The 18,426-nt window shown below is 50.8% G+C and carries 11 protein-coding genes and 3 tRNA genes; 7 read left to right on the top strand and 7 right to left on the bottom strand.

Annotation, left to right across the window (positions count from 1 at the left end; genetic code table 11):
- Positions 1-2: 2 nt before the first annotated feature.
- The 6 genes from AC2YIT_RS16560 to AC2YIT_RS16535 all read right to left on the bottom strand — a co-directional run bounded on the left by AC2YIT_RS16560 (position 3) and on the right by AC2YIT_RS16535 (position 9,541).
- On the bottom strand, positions 3-1,511 hold the full coding sequence (locus AC2YIT_RS16560; protein WP_487279875.1) for a glutamate synthase subunit beta: 1,509 nt from the start codon (positions 1,509-1,511) through the stop codon (positions 3-5).
- A gap of 49 nt (positions 1,512-1,560) precedes the next feature.
- Positions 1,561-6,141 carry a glutamate synthase large subunit gene (gltB, locus tag AC2YIT_RS16555; RefSeq protein ID WP_487279874.1) on the bottom strand — a complete coding sequence of 1,527 codons (4,581 nt, stop codon included), beginning with the start codon at positions 6,139-6,141 and terminating at the stop codon, positions 1,561-1,563.
- A gap of 399 nt (positions 6,142-6,540) precedes the next feature.
- Entirely contained in the window at positions 6,541-6,963 is a 423-nt protein-coding gene (locus AC2YIT_RS16550; RefSeq protein WP_430848757.1) for an STAS domain-containing protein, read from the bottom strand.
- 49 nt (positions 6,964-7,012) lie between these two features.
- Positions 7,013-7,948, bottom strand: coding sequence for a phosphoribosylaminoimidazolesuccinocarboxamide synthase (locus AC2YIT_RS16545; protein ID WP_430848755.1), 936 nt, complete (start codon positions 7,946-7,948; stop codon positions 7,013-7,015).
- 16 nt (positions 7,949-7,964) lie between these two features.
- Positions 7,965-8,684, bottom strand: coding sequence for a hypothetical protein (locus AC2YIT_RS16540; protein WP_487279873.1), 720 nt, complete (start codon positions 8,682-8,684; stop codon positions 7,965-7,967).
- Between the two features lie 38 nt (positions 8,685-8,722).
- Complete coding sequence (locus AC2YIT_RS16535) at positions 8,723-9,541, bottom strand: vWA domain-containing protein (protein ID WP_487279872.1); 819 nt, start codon at positions 9,539-9,541, stop codon at positions 8,723-8,725.
- A 275-nt stretch (positions 9,542-9,816) separates the two neighbouring features.
- On the opposite strand from AC2YIT_RS16535, the gene AC2YIT_RS16530 reads away from it, so the two are divergent.
- The 3 genes from AC2YIT_RS16530 to AC2YIT_RS16520 all read left to right on the top strand — a co-directional run bounded on the left by AC2YIT_RS16530 (position 9,817) and on the right by AC2YIT_RS16520 (position 10,198).
- Positions 9,817-9,903, top strand: a tRNA-Ser gene (locus AC2YIT_RS16530).
- A 57-nt stretch (positions 9,904-9,960) separates the two neighbouring features.
- Positions 9,961-10,034 (top strand) — tRNA-Pro (locus AC2YIT_RS16525).
- Between the two features lie 90 nt (positions 10,035-10,124).
- Positions 10,125-10,198 (top strand) — tRNA-Arg (locus AC2YIT_RS16520).
- A gap of 58 nt (positions 10,199-10,256) precedes the next feature.
- Here the strand turns inward: AC2YIT_RS16520 and AC2YIT_RS16515 are convergent.
- Positions 10,257-11,258 carry a hypothetical protein gene (locus tag AC2YIT_RS16515; RefSeq protein ID WP_487279871.1) on the bottom strand — a complete coding sequence of 334 codons (1,002 nt, stop codon included), beginning with the start codon at positions 11,256-11,258 and terminating at the stop codon, positions 10,257-10,259.
- A gap of 357 nt (positions 11,259-11,615) precedes the next feature.
- Between AC2YIT_RS16515 and AC2YIT_RS16510 the strand changes: the two genes are divergently transcribed.
- The 4 genes from AC2YIT_RS16510 to AC2YIT_RS16495 all read left to right on the top strand — a co-directional run bounded on the left by AC2YIT_RS16510 (position 11,616) and on the right by AC2YIT_RS16495 (position 18,425).
- Positions 11,616-12,191 (top strand): RNA polymerase sigma factor, encoded by a 576-nt coding sequence (locus AC2YIT_RS16510; protein ID WP_487279870.1) that lies wholly within the window; start codon positions 11,616-11,618, stop codon positions 12,189-12,191.
- Between the two features lie 111 nt (positions 12,192-12,302).
- The gene (locus AC2YIT_RS16505) at positions 12,303-13,310 is read left to right on the top strand and encodes a FecR family protein (RefSeq protein ID WP_487279869.1); all 1,008 of its coding nucleotides are present in this window, start codon (positions 12,303-12,305) and stop codon (positions 13,308-13,310) included.
- Between the two features lie 238 nt (positions 13,311-13,548).
- Positions 13,549-16,947, top strand: coding sequence for a TonB-dependent receptor (locus AC2YIT_RS16500; RefSeq protein WP_487279868.1), 3,399 nt, complete (start codon positions 13,549-13,551; stop codon positions 16,945-16,947).
- Between the two features lie 11 nt (positions 16,948-16,958).
- Positions 16,959-18,425 (top strand): RagB/SusD family nutrient uptake outer membrane protein, encoded by a 1,467-nt coding sequence (locus AC2YIT_RS16495; RefSeq protein WP_487279867.1) that lies wholly within the window; start codon positions 16,959-16,961, stop codon positions 18,423-18,425.
- Position 18,426 lies beyond the last annotated feature (1 nt).

The following is an 18,426-nucleotide window of genomic DNA, read 5'->3' as shown; positions in this document are numbered from 1 at the left end:
AATTACGCATGCGCAAACACAGGATTCAACATGGATACAGCCTTGGCTTCGAGGAATGACTCGCCCATCAGGTACTCGTCTACCGAACGTGCCGCTTCGCGACCTTCGCTGATCGCCCATACCACGAGCGATTGTCCACGGCGGCAGTCGCCGGCTGCGAAAATCTTCTCGTTGGAAGTCGATTGGTACCCGTTGGTTTTGATGTTGCCGCGCTCGTCGAATTCCAGGTCGAGGTCGTTCAACAAGCCTTCTTGCTGCGGGTGCAGGAAGCCGGCTGCCAGGAATGCCAGGTCGCATGGGATGGTACGCTCGCTGCCTTCTACTTCTCTCATTTGCATACGGCCCGTTTCAGGGTCTTTCTGCCAGTCGAGATCGACGATTTTCAATGCGGTCAGGTTCCCGTTCTCATCACCGATGAATTCTTTGGTGTTGATAGACCAGTGCCTGTCGCAGCCTTCCTCGTGCGAGGTCGATGTGCGGAGCATCATCGGCCAGTTTGGCCAAGGCGTGCTCGCATCACGCTCTTTCGGAGGAATCGGCATGAGTTCGATCTGCGTAACGGATTTCGCACCGTGACGGCCCGAAGTACCCACGCAGTCGGAACCTGTATCGCCACCACCAATGACCACTACGTGCTTGTCGGTAGCTAGTATTTCGCCATTCGCATATGCTACGCCGCGGTGATCTACTACCCGGTCGATACCCGCTACGCGCTTGTTCTGCTGGCTCAGGAATTCCATCGCGAAGTGAACGCCTTTGAACTGACGGCCCTGGATTTTTACGTCACGGGGGACAGTCGATCCAACGGTCAGAAGCACCGCGTCGAATTCATTTTGAAGTTCTTCGGCTTTGATATCCACACCTACATTCACGCCGGTACGGAATTCAACGCCTTCCGCTTCCATAACCGCAAGACGACGGTCGATAATGCTTTTATCTAGCTTGAAATCAGGGATACCATAGCGTACCAGACCCCCGATTTTATCCGCTCTTTCGAGCAATACTACCGAGTGACCAGCCTGGTTGAGCTGATAAGCCGCAGCCATACCCGCAGGTCCTGAACCTACCACCGCCACTTTTTTGCCGGTGCGGGTTTTCGGAATGCGTGGTTTGACCAAACCCAATTCGAATGCTTTTTCGATGATCGATTTCTCGATGTACTCGATCGCTACCGGCGGCTTGTTGATACCCAGTACGCAGGATGCTTCGCAAGGAGCTGGGCAAATGCGTCCTGTGAATTCAGGAAAGTTGTTGGTAGACGCTAATATTTCGTAAGCCAGTCCCCAGTTTTCATCATACACCGCGTCGTTGAACTCGGGGATGATGTTGCCCAGCGGACAACCATTATGGCAAAAAGGAATTCCGCAGTCCATACAACGGGCTGCCTGCTGTTTGGAATTAGAGTCGGTCGGTGCGGTTTCAATCTCACGGTAGTCTTTCAGACGCTCTTCTACGCTTCTTTTTTTCGGCAACTCCCTTTCAAACTCTAAAAATCCGGTTGGTTTTCCCATTCTTATTACTGATTTAAAAAATTCTGATAGTTGATCTTGAAACTGAAAATTACTGGTGTACCACGTCTACGACGATGTCTTTGTACACCACGTTCTTATCGGCAATCTGCTGTGCGAGCGTGATACCGCGTCCTTCCAGCGCTTTGCGGAAGTCGGATGGCATTACTTTCACAAATTGCTTCACAGATTCTTCCCAGTTCTGGATCAGTTGGAAAGCGATGTTGCTGGTCGTGTACTGGAAGTGTTTATCCAGGTACTCGCGCAGGATGCCTTTGTCTTCATCCGTAAGCGCTTCCAGCGACACCATTTCTTTATTTACTTTCTCTTCGAAGGTTCCGTTTTTGTCGAGCACGTAAGCCACACCGCCGGACATACCTGCCGCGAAGTTGCGGCCAGTTTCGCCGAGGATGATCGCCAGACCGCCCGTCATGTATTCCAGACCGTGGTCGCCGACACCTTCTACTACCACCTTCGCACCCGAGTTACGTACGCAGAAGCGCTCGCCCGCGGTTCCGCGGATGTAGGCATCACCCGAAGTAGCCCCGTAGAATGCCACGTTACCGATGATGATGTTCTCTTCCGGCTTGAACTTCGCATCTCTGTCGGGGTACACGATCAGTTCGGCGCCGCAAAGGCCTTTTCCGAAGTAGTCGTTCGCGTCACCTTCCAGTTCGAGGCGTACGCCTAAGGTGTTGAATGCACCGAAGCTCTGGCCCGCTGTACCGCGGAATTTGAAGTGGATATTGCCGGTTGGCAAGCCCACACCGCCATATTTCTTCGAGATTTCATTCGAAAGCATGGTTCCCACCGACCGGTTGAGGTTGTTGATCGGGAATTCTGCGTAAACCTCATCCTTGTTCTCCAATGCGGGCTGCGCCGAACGGATCAGGTCGAGGTCGAGGATGGCGTCGATACCGTGATCCTGCTCTTCCTGCTTGAATTGGGCCACCGAAAGGTCGCCTTCTTTGTACAGGATCGCGTCGAAGTTCAGATTTTTGTATTTCCAATGTTTGATATCATTGCGCAGTTCAAGGTACTGAGCCTGACCCACCATTTCGTTCACAGTTCTGAAACCCAACTGGGCCATGATCTCGCGCAGCTCTTCCGCCATGTAGGTAAACATGTTCACTACGTGCTCGGGTTTGCCCGAGAACAATGCACGGAGTTCTTTGCGCTGCGTGGCCACACCCACCGGACAGGTGTTCAGGTGGCATTTACGCATCATGATACAGCCGGCAGCTACCAATGCAGCGGTTGCTACACCCCATTCTTCGGCACCGAGTAATGCGGCGATCGCGAGGTCGCGGCCGGTACGGAGCTGTCCGTCGGCCTGAACGGTTACCCGTCCGCGCAATTTGTTGCGTACCAATGTCTGGTGCGTTTCGGCCAAACCAAGCTCCCACGGCAGACCCGCGTGGCGGATCGAGCTCAATGGAGAGGCACCGGTACCACCGTCGTAACCCGAGATCAGGATGTGGTCGGCGTGTGCTTTCGCAACACCGGATGCTACGGTTCCTACACCGGCTTCCGACACCAGCTTCACGCTGATACGTGCGGCGCGGTTGGCATTTTTAAGGTCGAAAATCAGCTGCGCCAAATCCTCGATCGAGTAAATGTCGTGGTGAGGAGGAGGGGAGATAAGCCCTACACCCGGCGTCGAGTGACGGGTACGGCCGATCCAGTCGTCCACTTTGAAGCCCGGAAGCTGGCCACCTTCACCCGGCTTGGCACCTTGCGCAGTTTTGATTTGCAGCTCTCCCGCATTGCTCAGGTAATGGCTGGTTACACCAAAACGTCCCGAAGCAACCTGTTTGATCTGCGAGTTCATGCTGTCGCCGTTCGGCAGCTTGTTGTAACGCAGTTCGTCTTCGCCGCCTTCTCCGGAGTTGGACTTACCGCCAATGCGGTTCATCGCAATCGCCAGCGTCGTGTGCGCTTCCCAGGAAATAGATCCGAAGGACATCGCACCGGTAGCGAAGCGTTTGAAGATATTTTCAACCGGCTCTACCTCGCTCAATGGAATCGGGTTGCCTTTTTTGAATCTCAAAAGTCCGCGTAATGTCAGCGCCTTGTGGCTCTGGTCGTCGATCAGTTTAGAGTATTTCTTGAACTGCTCGTAGCTTGCATTGCGGGTAGCTTGTTGCAGCAAATGCACCGACTGCGGGTTGAAAATGTGCGCTTCACCACGTTGTTTCCATTGGTAAACACCACCCACTTCGAGTCTTGGCTTTTGCTCCGCGCTCTCGTGGTAAGCCACTTTGTGACGCACCAGGATCTCGCGTGCAATCTCAGGAATACCCATACCGCTGATACGCGAAATGGTTCCTGTGAAATATTTGTCGATTACGTCCTTGTTCAAGCCCACGCATTCGAAGATTTGCGCACCCTGGTATGACTGCAGGGTAGAGATTCCCATTTTCGAGAATATCTTCAAAAGCTCCTTGTTAACGGCCTTGATGTAGTTGTAATGCAGTTTTTCATCAGTGAACTCGCCTTCGATCATGCCCTTGCGGTTCATGTACGAAAGCGTTTCGAATGCCATGTAAGGGCAGATACCCGCAGCGCCGTAGCCGATCAACGTCGCTACGTGATGGGTTTCCCAGACATCTCCCGCTTCCACCAACAGACCTACCTTGCCACGCAATCCTTCGCGGATCAAATGGTGGTGAATGGTCGCGGTGGCGAGCAATGAAGGGATCGGGGCGTGGTCGGAGTCGATGGCGCGGTCGGAGAGGATGAGGATCTCAAATCCGTCTTCGATCGCATCTACCGCGTAACGGCAGATTCTTTCCAATGCTCTTTCCAGCGCTTTTCCTCCTTCATCGGCGCGGAAGTAGGTGTTGATGGTTTTGGCCTGGAAGCCGTCTTTATCTACAAAACGCAGCTTATCGAATTCCTGCACCGAAAGGATCGGATGCGGCAATGCGATCTGGCGGCAGTGTTTTGGCGTCTCGGTCAGAATGTTCTCGGTGCTGCCTACGAAAGAGATCAGAGACATAATCGCACGCTCGCGAATCGAGTCGATCGGCGGGTTGGTAACCTGTGCGAAAAGCTGTTTGAAATAGGTAGACAAATGCTGAGACTGATCCGAGAGAACTGCCAGCGGAGAATCGGTACCCATTGAACCAATCGCTTCCATACCGGTCTGAGCCATGGGGCCGAGGATCATGCGTAGGTCTTCCGAAGTATAACCGAATGCCACCTGGCGTTTCAGCAATGCATTCTCGTCATATGCGCGGTAAGTGCGGATCGGGTGATCGAGCGCGTCCACGTGCAGTTTGTTCTCGTCCAGCCATTGTTGGTAAGGCTGCGCGGTACAGATTTGCTTCTTGATTTCTTCGTCAGGAACAATGCGGCCCTGTTCCATATCCACCACGAACATACGTCCGGGTTGCAGGCGGCCTTTGGTCACAACTCTCGACTGATCCACTTCCAGCACACCCGCTTCCGAACCCATGATGATGGTATCGTCGTCGAGTACCCAGTAGCGCGACGGGCGCAGACCGTTGCGGTCGAGCGTAGCGCCTACCATTTTACCGTCGGTGAATGAGATCGACGCCGGACCGTCCCACGGCTCCATAATGGCAGCGTGGTATTCGTAGAATGCCTTACGTTCCGGGTCCATCTGCTCATTGCCGTCCCATGCTTCGGGGATCAGCATCATCATCACGTGTGGTAATGAGCGGCCAGAAAGGTGCAGCAATTCGATCGCATTGTCAAGGTTGGCGGAGTCGGACTGATTCCTGTCGCAAATCGGCAGGAGCATATCCATTTCTTCTTTGGTGAAGAATTTCGACTCGAAAGATTTTTCCCCGGCGCGGATCCAGTTCACGTTTCCTTTCACGGTGTTGATCTCCCCATTGTGCGCAATGTAGCGGAACGGCTGGGCCAGCTCCCATGAAGGGAAGGTATTAGTAGAAAAACGCGAGTGTACAACTGCCAATGCAGATACGACCGATTCGTTTTCCAGGTCCGGGAAGTAATATTTCAGCTGGGCAGTAGTGAGCTGTCCCTTGTATGAGATGGTACGGCATGAAAGCGACGAGAAATAGAAGTTTTTCGCGCCCTTTACCGTGTCTTTGATGATTCGTGCAGAAACCTGGCGGAGGATGAACAGCTTGCGTTCAAACGCCATGTCATCCGTAATGTCGTCCGGACGTTTAATGAAAACCTGCTCTACTGCCGGTTCAACGGAGAGAGAGCCTTCACCCAGGGTGTTGTTCAGGGTAGGTACCTTTCGGTAGCCGAGCAGTTGGAGGCCCAGCATTTTGATCTTTCGGTTCAGGATATCCCTGCTTTCCTCCCTGGCAAGCTCGTTGCCCGGGAAAAAGATCATCCCCACACCATACTCACCTGCCGGCGGCAAGTGGAAGCCTAACTTGGTAGATTCTTCTACAAAGAACTCGTGAGGGATCTGAATTAAAATACCAGCACCGTCTCCGGTGTTAGGGTCAAAACCAGTTGCACCCCTATGCTCCATCCTTTCGAGCATATGAATGGCATCAGCCACGATCTGGTGCGACTTACGACCCTTGATGTTAGCCCGGAAACCGATTCCACATGCATCATGCTCAAATTCCGGGCGGTACAGTCCCTGATTTTCTACCATTTGTTCAGACATTTGCGACATTTATCGAATTGTAGGTAATTAACAAATTCGTAATTAGAATCTGTTTAAATAAGCACTTTAAAAGGAAAGCGAAAACGCCAGTGTGTGATGTTTTGGGTAAAGCCACGCAATATACCCATAAAAAATATTTGGCTTATTATGGGAATGGCAAAATTTTCTATCACTAATACGCATTTGGCCGAATTATTACAATTATTATCAAAATATTGATAAACATGTAACGAATACCCGTATTGGTTACCATTTTGGAAAGCTGCAAACGTCGTTTTCTGTGCCTTGGAGGATTACAAAAAGCGCCTAAGGAAAATATAAAAAATGTAAGAATGGCATCAAAAAAACGTCCCGCCGGATATCGGCGGGACGTTTTGGTAAGTGACTGAAAATTATACTATTCAAATATTAAGGCTCTTTCGATTCGCTCACACCTTCGTAATCTTCGTCGTCATAATCGTCATCGCCCGCACCGAACTCGTTTTCAAGGCTGTGCATGAAAACAGCGTCGATCGCCTCCTCTTTGGTGGGCAGAACGGTGAGGTCGGGAATACGCAGGTCTTCCAGCGTGTCCATGAAATCGTCGTCGCGGGTTACGATCACGAGTAGGCCGAGGTCGTTCGCGCAGAGGCGGTTTACCTTCTTTAATGTCGTGATTCCTGTCGCGTCCAGTGACTTCACGGTCTGCATGTTCACAATCAGGCTGTGGTAGCCTTCGCGGAAGAGGCCACGCGCCGTTTCTTCAAACGCTGCGGGCACATCACCGGCGAAAGCGGCTGCATCCGTTTCGATATAGACGTATTGTTCTTTCTTTTCCAGTTTAAAATCCATTTCGGTTGTCGTTTCGTCAAACAATTTTTTGCTAAGTGAGTAGTCCGCCTCAGGCAATCGCACGCAAAATGGCCTTCTCAATCCTTTCGAGCGGGTGGTCCAGGTTGTTTTTCTGAAACTTCATACCTGTCACTTTCTCGAACAGCTCGATGTAGCGTTCGGAGATCGAGTTTACTTTTTCGTCGGTCATTTCAGGCACGGTCTGGCCCTCTTTGCCCTGGAAGCCGTTCTCGATGAGCCATTCCCTTACAAATTCCTTGCTAAGCTGCTTTTGGGGCACGCCGGCGCGCTGATTTTCCTCATAGGTGTCCTTGTAGAAGTACCGTGAGGAATCCGGTGTGTGGATTTCGTCGATCAAATAAATCGTGCCATCCAGCTGGCCGAACTCATATTTGGTATCTACCAGGATCAGGCCCTGATCGGCCGCCATTTCGGTTCCTTTCGCGAACAAGGCGAGCGTGTAACGCTCGAGATGCTCGTATTCGTCCTCGCTCACGAGCCCTTGCGCGAGGATCTGCTCGCGGGAAATATCTTCGTCGTGGCCTTCATGTGCCTTGGTGGTAGGCGTAATGATAGGCTGGGGGAGTTTGTCGTTCTCTTTCAGACCTTCGGGCAATGCAACGCCGCACACTTCTCGTTTTCCGGCTTTGTATTCGCGCCAGGCATGGCCTGCCAGGTAACCACGTACGACCATTTCCACCGGGTAGGCCTGGCATTTGATACCAATGCTCACATTCGGGTCCGGCACCTCTTCGAGCCAGTTGGGCACGATGTCGGAAGTGGCGTTCAGGAAATGCGCGGCGATCTGGTTCAAAACCTGTCCTTTATATGGGATAGCGCGCGGCAGGATCACGTCGAATGCCGAAATGCGGTCGGTGGCGATCATCACCAGACGTTTTTCAAACGAATAAACGTCACGGACTTTCCCTTTATAAAAGCCTGTCTGGCCGGGGAACTGGAAGTTGGTTGCTGGTATACTGTTCATTAGATTATGGGTAAAATTACCACTCGATTTCGCTCTTTTGTCCCGGTTTCGCATTGTACTGCTTGCGCCGGAGCTGGTAAATATATTGGGATTCGTTCGATTTCATGGCATCTAGGATTGCCCTCGCCTGTTCTTCGGACATGTTCATAGCCTTGAGACTTTTGAGCAATTCTTCCTTTTTGACATCCTCGCTCACCTCGCGTATTTCCTGCGGGGGAGCCGGCGGAGGTGCCGGTTGTACCTGGTTTGTCTGCTGCTGGTTCGACTGGCGTTTCCGCGTGGTCATGTCGGACTGCTGATCAACACCCGAGAAGCTCTTTTTCAGGATAATATAATTGGTCCTAGCAAGCGCATTGCCAGGTTCGAGGCGCAATGCGGTTCTCAGGTTTGTCAAAGCGCTGGCCGTATCTTTTCGGTTGACAAGGATCAATGCGATCTGTGCGTTTGCTACCGAGGCAATGCTATTGTCCTCAATATCGCTCAGTAGCCGGTAATGTTTCAAAGCCTGCTTGTAGTCGCCTGCCTTATATAATGAATGGGCCAGGTTCAGCCTTGCAGCGGGATCCGAAAAGATCGAGCCGTAGGTGATTTGCCGGTACAGCTCGGCCGATTTCGTAAACTCTTTTTTTCGGAAGGCTTGCTCGGCATCCAGCTTTCTCTGGTTTGCCTTGGTAATGGAATCGAACGTACGGTTATCCCAAAGCCAGAGCAGGACATAAAGGATCAAAGACGTCATATCGGTTCACATTTGCGTGCAAAAATAGGGAATTGCGCTCAGAGTCGGAACGTTCCGATAGTAATTAGTACGTCGAGCAAGATCAGTACCAGCGCCGCGCCCAGGAAATAATAGTACTTGTTGGAAACAACGGTGATCGTCCGCGAATCCACCAATGCGCCTTCCGCCTGGTTAATGTCGCTGATCATCTTCTGGACGTCGTTTTTTGAATTGTTGAGTTCATAATAAGATCCGCGGGCCGAATTAGCGACACCGCGCAGGAAATTCTCATCCAGTTTGCTGATCACCAGTTTGTCGTTCTTGTCCATAAGCGGCTTGCCGTTCTGCTGAATGCTGATGCCCACCTTCGTGCCCACGGCCACCGAATATACCCCGATCCCGAAGCGACGTAGATTATTGAACAATGCATTGCTGCAACTTGAACTGTTCTCCCCGTCGGTGAAAAGCACCATCATCTTGGCGCGGCTCGTCGGGTTGGCTGCGTTCATCAGCTTGTTGTAGGCCATTTCAATGGCGCCGCATATATTGGTGCCATTAGTCGGGAGCAAATCCGTTTGCAGCGACTGGATGAACAGTTCGAGCGCGGCCGCGTCGTACGTGAGCGGTACGTGAATGTACGCGTCGTTTGAAAAAATAATGATCCCGATCCGGTTCGCCCGCTCGTTCTCGACGAAGCGGTTCAGCTCAAACTTTACCTTTTCCAGGCGCGAGGGAGTCACATCTGCCGCGTCCATCGACTTCGAAAGATCTACTACCATAAATATATCCTTGCCCTTTGCCTGAATATCGCGTTCGGCCTCCCCGAAGGACGGCCCGAGCAGACTAATGATCAAAAGAGAGAAGGTAATAGTGCGCAAAAAGAGTTTAATGATGAGTGTCCGGGCAGTCGTTTGAAGCTGTCGGGCAACCCGGACAGTACGTATTATATAGGCTGTGTAAGCGAAAATGAAAAAAAATATAAAAAAATATTCGGTGCTCTCAAAGGGGTAATTCCAGTTCATAATGAACGTATTGTGTGATTTAAACTTGGGCAAAAATAGGCATTTCGCGCTTCTGGCGAAGTTTTTTTCTTTCAATGTTTGCTTTTCTGAAAACGAACCAGCTATATTTGCACCCAAGAACGACGGACGAAGGAGGGATGGGTGAGTGGCTGAAACCAGTAGTTTGCTAAACTGCCGTACTCGCAAGGGTACCGCGGGTTCGAATCCCGCTTCCTCCACGCGGTTTCCGAACGTTCGAAAAAGTGCTCTTTCTTAAAGTAGAAGGAGAAAATTATCGGGGAGTGGCGCAGTCCGGTAGCGCATCTGGTTTGGGACCAGAGGGTCGCAGGTTCGAATCCTGTCTCCCCGACAGAAAAGATAAGGCAGTAAGCCGTAGCAGTGCAAACTGTGAATCGCTGACTGCCTATTTTTTTAGAATAAAGTTTAAACTTGAAATATCGGTCCCGTAGCTCAGCTGGATAGAGCAACTGCCTTCTAAGCAGTAGGTCTTTGGTTCGAATCCAAACGGGATCACTTCAATATCAAGCACTTAGATTAGTTTCTAAGTGCTTTTTTTGTTGCATAACCCCACTCACGGCTTCGAATAAGAAGAAAACACAATTTTTTTGTCGGCATTATAACGAAGCATCCATTGTTCTCCCCGGCCGTTATCGAGCCAGAAAATGTAGCTTGTAACCCCCTCGTATTCATTCCGGTAGCTTCTCATCAGGTTATAACCTACATCCAGTCCGAAATTGAGGAAGTGAGAGGGAGCTCCGAAAATGTCAGTAAAGGTCGCTATCTCTTTTCGCGTCAGGTTAGTATCGAAGTTACGCCCCGTGAAATCTTCATTGTATTGCCGGATCTGATTAAAACTGCCTACCCATGTCAAATTGTAATCCTGATCGAAGAGCAGGCTTTGTGAATCAACTCCCAGAAATCTGACAATAACATCGTATGTTTTTGTCCCATCGAGGTTAATGTAGACGGTAGCTCCCCCGAATTCGAATTCGTTATTTCGGGCGATCATCTGCCTGGTTTCTTCATTGAAATTAGTGAGCGTATTAACAAATGCAGGATTGGGCTTGCTTCGCTTTTGGATAAAATCGATAATCGGATCCGGCAGGTCGTTGATGTTTTTAATATAGTACCATCTTGGATAAGGAGACATGTATATCGACGACACGCCAAAGGATGCCACAAAATCCATTCCGTTTAACCGGTAGTTTACCGCAGGATTAGAGACATATCCGTCGAACAGAGTAATGGTCCGGTAATCCGAGATCGTGCCTCCCTTTATCGTGGAATTTTGAAGTCTGCTGACCAAAGAGTCCGGTATTTGCTCCCCGCTTGTTCTGGCCGTGGAAATGATTTCGGTATTATTGACAATGGCCGAATACCGTTCATCATCCACGGTGAATGCGAATTCAAACACCTTCCCTTTTTCAACGACCTTGCCCGATAAGTTTTGGACATCAGGATATTTCTCGAAGACTAAACGCTGGATTTGCCCGGAAATGGCCGAATCCTGGTTTGGAGCGGCTTCTTTCATTGTACAACCATACATGAGTGGAAGCAGGATCAGTGCAAACAATGTTAGCCGACAGGAAATGGGATGATGTTTCGATGAACAGCGTGCAGAATTCGTTTTCAAAGTATTGGTCAATGCTTTTACCGAAAATGTTCGATTGACGTTGGATCACATGTCAACCAAATGATAGACGGATTTGTTCACTTAAACCGTTGCCTTCCTGATTTGTATAAAACGTTCTTCCTGTCAATGGGAGGGTTACAGGCTGGGTTGTCGTTTGCGTATATAGAATGTCGGTAGCGGAGCTTCTTGGATTTAAACTGATTTCTACGGTTTTGCATGTTGTGTAGGGGAGAAAAATAGGACATAACGTCTTTATTTTTTTGTTATTTTTGTTTTCGTATCTCGACACTTTCTTACATGTATATCGACGAAAATGCAGCGGACGAAGATCTGGTGGCTATGCTCATGGATGGCTCGGAGGCGGCATTCGACTTGATTTACGAGCGCTACTGGAAAAAACTCTATAATGAAGCCTACAAAAGGCTCAGCGATGCTTCGGATAGCGAGGAAATCGTCCAGGATGTTTTTGTCGACCTTTGGAATAAAAGAGAGAACCGGCAGATCGATAATCTTCGTGGATATTTGCTGGGAGCGGTGAAATACCAGGTTTTTGCCATTTACCACAAGCGAAAAACCCTCCCTGCATTCGAAGAGCCGCTTGATTATATGGCGTTTTCCAGCGACGATGCCGATTCCGGTTATTTGAGGGACGAATTGCTATCGAGCATTCATCTCTGGCTGGAAACGCAGCCGGAAAAGCGCCGTGAAATTTTCCGGCTACGCTACCTGGAAGGGCTCTCCACCCTGGAAATTGCCGAGCAGCTCGATATTTCAAGAAAGACCGTCCAAAACCAGCTTAATACATCCCAACAAAGCCTGCGCGAAAGCATTGGAAGGCTTCTTGCCCTTCTCATTTTGCTGCTTCGCCCGTAGCCGTTCCCGACCGTTTCCGGAGTTTCCTGGAATTTTTTTAAAAAAATTAGAAGTTCGTTTGGGACTTTTTCAGAAATCCCTCCACTGGTAAATAAACAGCATTCTATAAACATGCCAAGTGGAAATAGGAATAAGTTCAGGTCGATCGTCGCCAGGTACCTCAGCGGGAATGCCGATGAGGAAGAATCGGACATGATCGAGAAATACTATGAGCTTTTCGCAGGGAAGCCCGACCGGTTGTCGAAGCTCTCGGACGACGAGCTTGCGGATGTCCGGGAGCGAATGAAGGGGAATATTGCCAAACGTATTGCGCCGCCGGGTCGGTCACGACCTTTTCTGCCGGGCGTTTTCTGGCGTGTGGCTGCTGCTATGCTCATTCTGATCGGTGCGGGCTGGGTTTTCTTCCTGGTAAGGGAACAGCGGAAGCCCGTAGTTAATCTTTCGGCGTCGAGGACGGTAGTTCACCAATCTGTAAAAGGCCAGACGAAATTTGTGGTACTACCGGACGGAAGCCGGGTTGTTTTGCACGGCGATACGCGCGTCGAGTACGATCGAGATTTTAACCGTCAAACCAGGGAGGTATCGCTGTCCGGAGAAGCTTACTTCGATGTCGTGCATTTAAATGTGGGTGACAGAAAACCGGCTTCTTTTGTGATTAAAACCGGTAAGATCAGCACCACCGTACTCGGAACGGCATTCAGCATCAAATCCCTTCCTTCGGAAAGCGAAGTGGTGGTGACGGTTACGCGGGGTAAAGTGCGGGTAGACGACGGTAATAAACACACCAGTCTGCTTACCGCGAACCAGCAAGTGACGTACAACACCCGCACGACTGTCGCGGACGAGAAAGTGGTTAAATCACAGGATCTTACCGCCTGGGTACAGGCCGATATGGTGTTTCAGGAAATGCCTTTTGGGATCCTGGCCGAAATGCTGGAAAAACGTTACGGCGTGAAAATCTCTTTTCAAAATACCCGATTGCAGCAATGCCTCATTACCGGGCGGTTTTCAGGGACGGAAACCCTGGACGAAGTCTTTAAGGTGCTGACGCTGACAAGCAATACGAAATATACCCTGGAAAGCGGCGAACTGGTGTTAAGTGGGGAAGGATGCCGCTGAATTAACTAATAACTAAACTCTTATGAAACAGATTTCCATCCATTCGGGCCGGGCCCCGTAGCTTCCCGGCAGTCATATGAAAAGCTCCCCGGCCTTGGACAGCAATAGGGAGCTTTGAATAGAAAATTCGCGAAAACAAATTTCTAGACAATACAAATATATGAAAAAACCTATATCCGTAGGCAGGAGAACTGTGCCTATCCGGCAAGGTATCTTGTGCCGGTATCTCTGCAATCTAATGAAGATCAGTGTTTATGGCGTCGGTGTTTTGATCATGGCAACCCAGCTGCTGCTCGCAGGAGTGAGCGGCGCGCAGGACATCCGGGATGTCAATGTCACCATGGGCTTGGAAAAGTCTTCTTTAAGGGAAGCGCTTCAAACGCTTCAACAGGAGTCGGGCTACAATATCTTCTATCTTTCAAAAGCTGTCTCGGCTTTTGACAATATCAGCCTCCGAAAAGAATCACGCACTGTTCAGAAAACGCTGGAATTGATTCTGGACAGAACGAACCTGGCGTTCCGGCAGGAGGGCAAAAATATTGTTCTCACCGAACGGGAGGTCGTTATCCCAGAAACCAAGAGCCGGGCGCCGGTCAGGGGTAAAGTGACCGACAAGGACGGGCAAGGCTTGCCGGGCGTGAGTGTGATTATCAAAGGAACCAGCCACGGGACCATTACCGATCAGAATGGCAGTTACAATCTTGAATTACCGGAAGACAACGCGGTGCTCATATTCAGTTTTGTGGGCTATGTGGCCCGGGAGCTGGAAGTGGGCACAAGAGAAGTGCTGGACGTAGTACTGGCAACGGACGAAAAGGCATTGGAGGAGGTAGTCGTGATTGGTTATGGTACCCAGAAAAAGGTGAACCTTACGGGAGCGGTGAGCAACGTAACAGGTTCCGAGCTGACCACGCGGCAAGCGCCGAACACGACTTCGCTTTTGCAGGGAAGAATGCCCGGCGTGCAGGTAACGCAGAACTCGGGGCAGCCCGGCGCTGAGAACGCGAGCATCCAGATCCGCGGGCAGGGGACATTCAGCGGCGCGGGGAACGATCCGCTCATTCTGATCGATGGCGTGGAAGGTAACCTGAACAATGTCAATCCGAACCAGATTGAAAGTATTTCCGTGTTGAAAGATGCGGCTTCGGCGGCCATTTACGGTTCGCGGGCAGCGAACGGGGTAATTTTGGTGACGACCAAAGCTGGGACCGCCGGCCGGTTGAATGTTGATTACAGCTACAATTTCGGCAGTCAGCGCGCTACGTCTGTTTACGACAGGATCACAAACTCGGTACAGTTTATGGAGCTGCTCAACAAGGCCATCGCCCACACGGGAACCAATGCAAACCAGCTCTACACACCCGCACAGATCGAGGAATACCGGCAGGGAAGTATTACCAATCCCGCGCAGTATCCGAGTTATGACTGGATGGATGCCGTTTTCCGGACTTCCCCGATGCAGCAACACTACGTGAGCGTGAATGGAGGGAAGGAAAATACCACTTACAATTTCGGAGCAGGTTACCTCAATCAGGAGGGGATCTTGATCGCGACCGGTTATAAACGGTACGACGCCCAGTTCAATTTCAAGACGAGTCTGAACAAGACGATCACTTTCGGCACCAACCTCGCTTTTTCCAAAGGCGACCGGAATGAGACGGCGCTGAACACCCAGTTCGACGGCAATTCAACCGAGGACCAGATTCTGAGCGCATTGGCTGCGCACCCCACATTTACACCGAAGCTTCCCGATGGAAGCGGCCGGTATGCTGCCAAGGCCTATATTCAGGAAGGCGGTAACAAAAACCCCGTCGCGCTTGCCGAAAACGGCGGTCGGTATGTAAGGAACTACTACGCACTGGCATCGGCATTTATGGATGTCAACATTTTACCGGGTTTGAAAGGGCAGATTAAAGGTGCCGTCAAGTTCAACGACCGGCAAACCAAAGTCCATGTAGTAGGCATTCCGGCCTATCTGTTTTTGCCGGACGCCAGCGGGCAATATCTGTACAACACGCAGTGGAATGGCACCGTGGGCGAAAACAACCTGACCGTCCGCAAGGAAAACGACGTGCAGTATACAGTATTTGGTACTTTGAACTACACAAAGAAAATCGGCACCAATCACGACCTCAATGCATTGCTGGGTGTGAGCCAGGAGACTTTCCGGTACGACCGTTTGCAGGGTTTTAAACGGAATGCCCCGTCGAACGATCTCCTGGAACTGGGCGCGTATTCTCCCGGCGGGCAATTGGCCGATGGTCTGGCTTATGAGTGGGCATTGCAATCGGTATTTGGCCGGGTAAGTTATAATTTCAAAGAGAAGTACCTGCTCGAAGGGAATTTTCGGTACGACGGCTCGTCGCGGTTCCCGAAAGGTAACAAATGGGGCTTTTTCCCGTCGGCGTCGGCAGGTTGGAGACTTTCGGAAGAGCAATTTCTGAAACAGGTTACCTGGCTCGAAAGTTTGAAAGCACGCGTATCATGGGGGCAGGTGGGTAACCAAAACGTAAACCGGTCGCTGAGCGGGGAATCGGTACCATACCCGTACCAGCAGGTTTTGAACCCCGTAGTGTACAATATCGGCGGCTCGTTGCAGCAAGGTGTCACGCAGACCGACCTCATTAACCGCAACATTACCTGGGAGACCACGACCGTAACGGACGTGGGTTTTGACTTTGGCTTGTTCCGGGCATCGGTGTTCGGGAGTGTGGACTGGTATTCCAAAAAGACGACGAATATCCTGAGACCTTTGCAGGTGCCTGATTTTATAGGTGTTGCCGGCCCGACAGTCAACCTGGGCGAAATGAGCAATACGGGAGTCGAAATCTCTTTGGGTTATCAGAGCAGGATCAAGGACTTCCGCTACAAAATCCAGGGGAATTTTGAAACCTACAAAAACAAGGTAGTGAAGTTTGGCGCACGGGAGGTGAACAATGGAAACGGCACCGTAACCCAGGAGGGCTTGCCTTATAACTCCTACTTCATGTATGTTTTTGATGGTATCTACCAAAATCAGGGTGAAATCGACAACGGTCCCACGCCGCTCGTGAAGCCCAAACCCGGCGATATGAAATACCGTGATATCAGCGGGCCGAACGGTGTCCCGGATGGTAAAATCACGACCGACGACCGTATGGTTGTCAGCGGTGCATTCCCGAAGTTCAACTACGGAGTGACCTTTAATGCAGATTATAAGAACTTTGACCTGGGAATCTTCCTGCAAGGCGTAGAAGGCCGCAAGATTTACATTAAGGAGTGGGGGATAGCGCCTTTCCGGCAGGCAGGACCGCCGCCTACATTCTGGGAGAAGGCCTGGGACGGCGAAGGTACGTCGAACACGATCCCGCATATCTTCAACGAAAACTACGCGCCCAACACCCAGGTATCCGACTGGTGGCTGCAAGATGCATCCTATTTACGGTTAAAGAACTTTCAGCTGGGGTACAGCTTTCCTGCCAAGCTGATCAACCGCGCGAAAGTCCAAATGCTTAGATTGTATGTTTCCGGTGATAATTTATTGACATTCAGTAAATTTTTTAAAGGAATAGACCCTGAGCGTGCGGCGGCCAGCGGCAGAGCGGCTATTTATCCGCAGGCCAAGATCTACTCATTTGGTGTTAAAGTCACATTTTAATCCGTAATGCCATGACAACCAGATTCGCGAAAAATATATTTCTCCTTCTATTGACAACGGTCGGGTTCGCCTGCAAGGACACGCTGGACAAGAACCCGCTTGCAAATCCCAATTCTGAGAACTTCTGGAAAACGGAGACGGAGGCCAACAAGGCGCTGATTGCCTGTTATGCCAAATTGAAAGAACCCATTATATCCAATGGTCCCGCGCAGAGCGGAAACTTCCTGTTTTGGGAATCGCTGTCCGATAACGCGTCCAATACCTCGGGTTATGAGTCTTTCGACGTCGTGATGCGCGGCGAGCACAATTCGGCTACGACGGGTATCGTCAGCAAATCGTTTAGCATCGGTTTCCAGGGGATCGCTGCGTGCAACTACTTCCTCGCGAACATCGACCGGGTAACGGCTACTACCGACGCCGTCCGCAACCGGATGAAAGGGGAAGCGTTGTTTCTGAGGGCTTTTTATTACAATGACCTTACGCAGCTCTACGGCGACCTGCCCATTCTCCTGAAACCCGCGGAACTCGACGACAATATCCGGGAAACTCCAAGAGCGCCTAAGACGGAGGTGGTCGCGCAGATACTGAAAGACCTGGATCTTGCCATTTCATACCTTCCCGCGAATGCGTATACAGACGGGCGTGCCGTGAAGGGGTCGGCTATTGCATTAAAAACGAGGGTGCTGCTGAACAACGAGGGGTACGGTGAAGCGGCCGATGCGGCATGGAGCCTGATCGGTGATCCTGCGAATCCGTTCAAGCTCTCGGACAGCTATTCGGGGATATTCTTTGGGAACCAGGCCAACAACCGGGAGATTATGTTTTCTGTTCAGTTCAAGGCACCGGACGACTACCATTCGCTCGACCAGGTGATTGGCGCCCGAATGTCCGTATTCCCCACAACCGAGCTCCGGGATGCTTATGAGCCGAACGATCCGCGCAGAAAAATGACCATTTTTGAAGCGGGCGACCCATGGGCTTATAATCCAGCCGGTTTCAAACAAACCGGAAGCCTCGCCGAAGGACAAATTCCTTACACAGGCATGGCCTTCAAAAAGTGGGTTAACCTGGCGATCAACAACGGATCAGGCTCCACATTAAGCGAGCAGCATATGGTGAAAATTCGTTACGCCGACTTGCTGCTCATGTACGCCGAAGCGATGTTTGAAAGTGGGAAAGGGAGTGACGCGAATGCATTGAAGGCATTGAACGACGTGCGCGCCAGGCCAGGCGTAGGAATGCCTGCCAAAACTGTCCTCACGCGCGACGTGATCCGAAATGAGCGGCGCGTTGAGCTGGCTTTCGAAGGATTACGGTACAACGACCTGGTCCGCTGGAAGCTGTTGGATAAAGTGATCCCGCAAGTTGCGTACGACGCGAAAGGCACAAAAAGAAAATTCAAATCCTACCTATTACCCATTCCGCTGGGGCAAATGGACATTATGAAAGGGGTTTGGACACAAAACGAAAATTACTGAT

Source organism: Dyadobacter sp. SRI_021 (assembly GCF_057586235.1).
This window is presented reverse-complemented; position numbering and strand designations above follow the sequence as displayed.

Bases quoted from the DNA above. Each gene is read 5' to 3' on its own strand.
- AC2YIT_RS16560 (WP_487279875.1), bottom strand. From the start codon at position 1,511: ATGGGAAAACCAACCGGATTTTTAGAGTTTGAAAGGGAGTTGCCGAAA.
- gltB (WP_487279874.1), bottom strand. From the start codon at position 6,141: ATGTCGCAAATGTCTGAACAAATGGTAGAAAATCAGGGACTGTACCGC.
- AC2YIT_RS16550 (WP_430848757.1), bottom strand. From the start codon at position 6,963: ATGGATTTTAAACTGGAAAAGAAAGAACAATACGTCTATATCGAAACG.
- AC2YIT_RS16545 (WP_430848755.1), bottom strand. From the start codon at position 7,948: ATGAACAGTATACCAGCAACCAACTTCCAGTTCCCCGGCCAGACAGGC.
- AC2YIT_RS16540 (WP_487279873.1), bottom strand. From the start codon at position 8,684: ATGACGTCTTTGATCCTTTATGTCCTGCTCTGGCTTTGGGATAACCGT.
- AC2YIT_RS16510 (WP_487279870.1), top strand. From the start codon at position 11,616: ATGTATATCGACGAAAATGCAGCGGACGAAGATCTGGTGGCTATGCTC.
- AC2YIT_RS16505 (WP_487279869.1), top strand. From the start codon at position 12,303: ATGCCAAGTGGAAATAGGAATAAGTTCAGGTCGATCGTCGCCAGGTAC.
- AC2YIT_RS16500 (WP_487279868.1), top strand. From the start codon at position 13,549: ATGAAGATCAGTGTTTATGGCGTCGGTGTTTTGATCATGGCAACCCAG.
- AC2YIT_RS16495 (WP_487279867.1), top strand. From the start codon at position 16,959: ATGACAACCAGATTCGCGAAAAATATATTTCTCCTTCTATTGACAACG.